This window comes from Sulfobacillus harzensis (assembly GCF_012933365.1).
Taxonomy (GTDB): domain Bacteria; phylum Bacillota; class Sulfobacillia; order Sulfobacillales; family Sulfobacillaceae; genus Sulfobacillus_B; species Sulfobacillus_B harzensis.
On record NZ_JABBVZ010000148.1, the window covers coordinates 1 to 6,122 of the forward strand.

5 protein-coding genes are annotated in these 6,122 nt (G+C 60.4%); 1 reads left to right on the forward strand and 4 read right to left on the reverse strand.

The genetic code is table 11. From position 1 onward, the window contains the following. Positions 1-513 precede the first annotated feature (513 nt). Genes HIJ39_RS20920 through HIJ39_RS20935 form a run of 4 tightly spaced genes read right to left on the reverse strand, consistent with a single transcriptional unit; the run spans position 514 to position 4,559 of the window. Positions 514-1,533, reverse strand: a complete 1,020-nt coding sequence (locus tag HIJ39_RS20920; protein WP_169102980.1) for an efflux RND transporter periplasmic adaptor subunit — start codon at positions 1,531-1,533, stop codon at positions 514-516. A gap of 37 nt (positions 1,534-1,570) precedes the next feature. After that, positions 1,571-2,800 carry an ABC transporter permease gene (locus HIJ39_RS20925; protein WP_169102981.1) on the reverse strand — a complete coding sequence of 410 codons (1,230 nt, stop codon included), beginning with the start codon at positions 2,798-2,800 and terminating at the stop codon, positions 1,571-1,573. Next, positions 2,797-3,486, reverse strand: coding sequence for an ABC transporter ATP-binding protein (locus HIJ39_RS20930; RefSeq protein ID WP_169102982.1), 690 nt, complete (start codon positions 3,484-3,486; stop codon positions 2,797-2,799). The genes HIJ39_RS20925 and HIJ39_RS20930 overlap by 4 nt, the downstream gene beginning before the upstream one ends. Positions 3,487-3,488: 2 nt before the next feature. Further along, on the reverse strand, positions 3,489-4,559 hold the full coding sequence (locus tag HIJ39_RS20935) for an efflux RND transporter periplasmic adaptor subunit (protein ID WP_169102983.1): 1,071 nt from the start codon (positions 4,557-4,559) through the stop codon (positions 3,489-3,491). Between the two features lie 732 nt (positions 4,560-5,291). Between HIJ39_RS20935 and HIJ39_RS20940 the strand changes: the two genes are divergently transcribed. Next, entirely contained in the window at positions 5,292-6,038 is a 747-nt protein-coding gene (locus tag HIJ39_RS20940) for a DUF3050 domain-containing protein (protein ID WP_207711833.1), read from the forward strand. Positions 6,039-6,122: the final 84 nt, after the last annotated feature.

A 6,122-nucleotide genomic window follows, 5' to 3' on the forward strand; every position in this document is an offset into this window, starting at 1 on the left:
GCCCAGCTCGTCGGCCACCTGCGCCACGGATTTATTCAATTCGGTGGCTAACCGGACCGCCTGCCGCTTAAACTCGGCATCGTATTGTTTGCCCATGGTGATCACCTCATTCGACTAGATTAGCATCGTCGAGTTCGAGGTGTCCATGGAACAGACTAACATCCAGCCTCATGATGAGAAAGAAACCGTTGGTGACGAATGTGCCGTGGCGGCCCGTGGATTACCTCAGGCGCCCCCATTTCAATTCCCCTCGTCGCCACGAGCGGGCTGAAGCCCAGATATACCATAGCGGGAGCGTACTCGGAAGACGGTTGGAGACGGCCGCATATCAAAGGCGCCGTAGTCCGGTCGTAGGTAGCGGCGGTCGGTGCGGCCTCCGCGAACCAGTCGTGGCGCCCTTGGGCATGATTGGACGGGATTCCGGCCCAACTCGTCTACACCGCGTCCGTATTGCGGATTAAGGCTCCATGTGCGCGAACATGATGCATCCCCCAGGGCCCGGAAGACGGCAGACTACAGCCCGCCGCCCGGGTTTCCTCCACCGAACCGACCCGAGAACCCCCTCGGGAAACTCGGAAGCACTTCGACCGTCACCGTATGGCCCGCCTGGCCGGAGATGGACTTCTTGGGCACCAGTATCGTTTCACCAGCCGATAGGCCATGGGTCACGATGACATGGTTTAGTCCGATCAGCCCCAACTGGACCGGCACCTGTTGTCCATTGGCCAATGTGACGCTGTCGCGTTGGCCCTGTTGATGAACCGCCGCAATGGGCACCGCCACGCCGGTTTGCGACTTGACTTGGACAGACAGGTCAGCTGACATGCCCAGTTTTGGAATGGGCTTACCCGAAAGATTGGTGAATGTAATGGTGACAGGGTACGACGCGGTGCCGGACTGCGCCGACGAGACCATAGACACCGCCGCGATTGTGCCGCGATACTGGATGCCCGGCTCACCGGGCACCCCAATGCGGACGGACTGCCCCGGATGCAGCTCGCCAACCACCAGTTCCGAGACCGAGGCGGTGACGCTCACGTGGTTCACTTGGGCCACTGTGATGGATAAGGGGGTTTCGGAAGTGCCGCCGACGGACACGGACTGAACGGAAGCGCTCCGGCCGGCAAACCCGTGTCCACTGAACCCCGAGGATGAACTGCCAGACGCCGGAGCTGCGCTGGAACTGCCGGGCACCAGATCGCCGGGGGCCAAGTTGACCGCAACCACCGTGCCCTGCAGGGGGGAGGTTAAGGACTGGCCGTTGGCGAGCTTGGCCAGCACACTACCCGATGCCACCGCGGTCCCGACCTTGACGGGGATGCCGCTGACACTGGTGGGGGTGCCCGTGTAGGACACCGACACTTGATTGGAGCTCTGAACGGTGCCGGCCAGCGACACGTCCTTGATTACGGTTTCGGTTCCCACGGTGACGTGGGCCGTCGTGCTGGCTTCCACCGGGTGAGCTGGCCGCGTCACCCATGCGGCGGTGAACAGCGTCAGCGCCCCCAGCGCAATTACAACCTTCCCGTCCATGCGTAGTCTTCCTCCTCGAACGATGTTCCTGCCCATCTCAATCCACCCTCAGTGCCTGAGCCGGCCGCATCAAAGCTGCGCGCATGGCCGGCCACAATCCGAATATCAGGCCGACCCCTAGAGCGAAGCCGAATGCGAGCGCCGTCGTGGGCACGCTCACCGCCGTCGGCGATTTCAGGATACCGGACATGACATGGGAAAACCCGACGCCCGCGGCCACGCCGAGGAGGCCACCCAGACCTGACAACACCAGCGATTCGATAAGAAATTGGGCCATGATATCACGAGTCGATGCGCCCACCGCCTTGCGAATTCCGATTTCGCGGGTGCGCTCCGTCACGGACACCAACATAATGTTCATAATGCCAATGCCACCGACAATAAGAGAGATGCTGGCGACCCCGCCCAACAGGAGCGTTTCCACTCTGTTGACCGAACTGAGCGTCGAAAGAATTTGCGATTGCGCCGTCACGGTAAAGTCTTGGGTGGACCCGGTCCAGCGTAATAGTTTTTGGTCTAGACGCGCCACGACGGCGTTCACATTGGCGTGTGGCCCGGCAGACAAGTCGACCTCGGTGATGCCCGTCGACCCGAAGACTTGGCTGTAGGTGGTCCACGGGATCACGGCCAGATCATTGGGGTTCTTTCCAGCGGATGTTGCCTTCGCGGCGAGCACGCCCACGACATGAAACGGGACGCCGTTGAGGTTTACGATATCTCCGATGGGGTCTTGGCGTCCGAACAAAGTTTGCGCGTCCCCGGATCCCAACACGATGACCGGATTGGCTGCTTGGACATCCAAGGCTGAGAGAAAGCGTCCCTGGGCGACATGGTATCCCGTAATGCTGGCATAAGCCCCATTGGTGCCGTCTACGGAGGAGCTGAGCGTGGAGGCCCCCACACCTAGTGTGGCATTCCCCGACAGCACCGGAGCAGCTTGGCGCACCCCGTTCGTATTGGCCAGGGCCGTAACCTGGGTCGTGGTCAGGGGCTGGGGTTGCGTTGGGGAACCGGTGGCGGAGGTGGTTGGTCCAGCGCCGCCTCCGCGAAATCCAGAGGAAAAGGGATTATACCCTACGTTGGCGACAATCAGATTGGATCCCAGACCTTCAATGTTTTTGTTAATCGATTGCTGTGCGCCGTTGCCGAGGGACACCAGGGCAATGACGGCGCCGACACCAATGATGACGCCGAGCATGGTCAGAATCGAGCGGACCTTTTGTGTCCAGATGGCGCGGACTGAGATTTTGAGGGTTTGGCCGATCATGCGCTCACCTCACGATCCGCCACGATACGGCCGTCTTTAATTTCGATCATCCGCTGTCCCCGCAAGGCCACCTCGCGATCATGCGTAATCATCACGATGGTGTGACCCTCTTCAGACAAGGCATCGAACAATTTGAGCACCTCGTGGCCCGTTTGACTATCGAGATTACCCGTCGGCTCATCGGCGAGAATTAAGGGCGCTTGGGTCACAATGGCACGCGCAATGGCCACGCGCTGCTGCTGCCCGCCGGAGAGTTGGTTAGGCCGATATTTCATACGGTCCGTTAATCCCACATGCCGCAAGGCTTCTTCGGCACGTTCGTGCTGTTCACGCTGCGGCATCCGCTGGTACGCCAAAGGCAGGGCCACGTTCTCTAGGGCCGTCAATGTCGTGATGAGGTTGAAGTTTTGAAACACAAACCCGATCTGCTCCCGCCGGACGCGCGTCAATTGAAGCTCGCCCATGGCGGAGACTTTAAGGTTCCCAAGCATGTACGTGCCCCGAGACGGCACATCCAGACAGCCCAAAATGTGCATCAGCGTGGTTTTTCCCGATCCGGAAGGCCCCACGATGCTCGCGAATTCGCCACGATTAACGACCAAGTTGATATCACGCAGAGCCGGGACCTCTTGTCCTGCCATCAGATAATGCTTGGCCACGTCTTGGAGTTGAAACAGTATGTCCATCATCAACCTCCAAACCCGCCACCGAGGCCTGGACCGCCAAAGCCGCCGACCCCGAACCCGCCACCGAATCGACCCGTGGGACTAGACGCCCCGGAACTGGTTTGTGCGGCGGGATTGGGGACCAAGATCTGTTGGTGGGCGGACAGGCCGGACACAATTTGCGTGTCACTGCCGTTGGTCAATCCTACGACCACCGCTTTCGCCACGGGAACGGTTGTTGCCGTGCGGGAGAAGGAACCGCGAGCGGAACTTGAGCCTCGACCGCCGAAACCACCGCCGCCAAACCCACCTGCACCGGTGCCGCCGAATCCTCCCGAACCGAAACTGGGCGTCGGCAGGGACTTCTTCGGGACGAGCACTTCCTCCTGCCCGTTAACGGTTTCGATGGCCGAGGTGGGGACATAGACCGCGTCCGTGATAGTGCCAGTGTCGATGGTGGCCGTGACACTCATGCCCAACAGGATGCCGGAGGGATTCGACACGGTGACGGTGACGGGGTAGGTGACCGTGCCCGACGATCCAGAACTCCCTAAATCGCCCACGGTGGTCACGGTACCCGAGTAGGACTTGTTGGGCAGTGCCGGCAGGGTGAGCTTGACCGTGTCACCCACTTTGACATTGCGCACATCATCTTCCGAGACGGTGACCTGGGCATAGACCGTGTTCATATTCGCAACGATCAATAACGTTTCGCCCGCGGACACATAACTCCCGGCGGAAGCGTCCAAGCTCACGACCGTGCCGGCGATGGGACTGGTGACCGTTTGGCCGCCGGTCAGGGTGGCGACGGTCTCCCCCTGGGTGACCGTCTGTCCGAGCTTCACATGGATTTGGGAAATCTGTCCAGTTTGGGGCGACTGCACGGTGGCCTCGTTGGTCGGGGCGATCGTGCCGCTCGCGGAAATTTGTCCTTCGAACGTGCCTTGTTGGGCGGCTTCGGCGAGATAGGCGGCCAGACGTCCGGTCGCAGCTGCAGTGGGGTAGTGCTGCCGTGTGGCCCAATAGCCGACACCGCCACCTACCACCACCACGCCGACGCCGACCCATGCCCACAGCTTCACACGGGACTTCATCTTGGGGTTTGCTCCTTTAAATAAACGTGATTTTCCCTAACGTAATGGAGAGATGTTGCCAGACTGTTTCGGATAGACGTTTCGGAGACGAGGAGAGTTTGGGCTGAGATGCGGTCCGGGATGTGCGGTTCGCAGAGAGCCGAGTGACGATCCACGCGGGCGTCGAAACGGACCTATGCGGCCTTGCTCGCGTTACCTTGTTAGAGATGACCGATGTCGAACTTGCACCATATTATCGCGCCCGCTTAGTTCCGTTTGACAGTGGCGCTTACCGTCGGAAGCAATGAACTGTTCCTCATGGTCGTTATGCGCCATCCTGAATGCGGCGCCACGGCCCCAGTGTCCGTGACGTGGTGTCGGTTGGGCTCCATTCCCGGCCACTGGTGGCGGGGACGACGGGGGCAAAACTTAGTGGTTCTGGGCCCAAAGGCATGCGCCCGCTTTGAACGAACAGAAGTCCGGGGACGCGGGCGGGACTCGTCCCTGCCGGGCATCAATCTACGATGATCACCCTGCCGGACCCGAGAGACTTCACGGCACATACCGATTGGGATCAACGGGGGCAAATGTGACATATGAGGTGTGCCCGAGCTGAATCTGTCGGTGAGCCCGTGACAGTGGATTGGTGCCTCGCGAGACGTATGGGTTTTGTGGTCGGGTTCGTGGAGTTCCTGATGAGCGGCCATTCGATGTGCTAGACTAACCCAAAAACAATGGTCAATGGAGGCTCTCATGGTCGAACTCGAATTGGATCACTGGAAACACCAGCTTGGCGAGCATCCCTTATATCGGGCGATTACTTCCGTGGAGCGTCTTCGCGTCTTTATGGAGCATCATGTGTATGCCGTGTGGGACTTCATGAGTCTCGCCAAACGGTTGCAACAGGAGCTGACGTCCATCGACGTGCCCTGGACGCCGGGGGCGGTGCCGGGGTTTGCGCGGCTTATCAATGAGATTGTCCTGGAGGAGGAGTCCGATCAGGATGGTCGCGGGGGCTATGCGAGCCACTTTGCCCTGTATTTAGAGGCGATGCGAGAAGTTGGGGCCGACACACGGGCGGTCGAACAGGTGGTCGGCGCAGTGGCCCACGGCCAGCCTCCCGAGGAGGCGATGGAGGCCGCGGGCGCGCCCGCAGCCGCTCAGGCGTTCGTGTCACACACCCTGACGATCGCCCGCCAGGCGCCCCTGCATGGGGTAGCAGCCGCCTTCTTTTATGGGCGGGAGGACTTGATCCCGACCCTTTTTAGCGCGCTCATGAGGCAATGGCGGCTCGATGGGCGTCCTGTGGAGCGTTTCGTCTATTATCTGGACCGGCATATCGAAGTCGACGGGGACAAACACGGCCCGATGGTACGGCGTCTTCTGGAAGCGTTATGTGAGGGCCGACCCGATCGTCTGGACGCCAGTCGGGACATCGCCCAACGGGTGATGCGCGCACGGCTCGCCTTGTGGGACGCCATCGACCAAGCGATGGTCTGAGGCCCGAACTAGCAGCTTGTGTGAATAGTCCCGAACATCCGGCGCAAAAAGGACTTCGCGACCCGGATGGCGAAATAAAAACTT

Coding starts and splice junctions, on each gene's coding strand:
- HIJ39_RS20920 (WP_169102980.1), bottom strand. CDS start 1,533: ATGGACGGGAAGGTTGTAATTGCGCTGGGGGCGCTGACGCTGTTCACC.
- HIJ39_RS20925 (WP_169102981.1), bottom strand. CDS start 2,800: ATGATCGGCCAAACCCTCAAAATCTCAGTCCGCGCCATCTGGACACAA.
- HIJ39_RS20930 (WP_169102982.1), bottom strand. CDS start 3,486: ATGGACATACTGTTTCAACTCCAAGACGTGGCCAAGCATTATCTGATG.
- HIJ39_RS20935 (WP_169102983.1), bottom strand. CDS start 4,559: ATGAAGTCCCGTGTGAAGCTGTGGGCATGGGTCGGCGTCGGCGTGGTG.
- HIJ39_RS20940 (WP_207711833.1), top strand. CDS start 5,292: ATGGTCGAACTCGAATTGGATCACTGGAAACACCAGCTTGGCGAGCAT.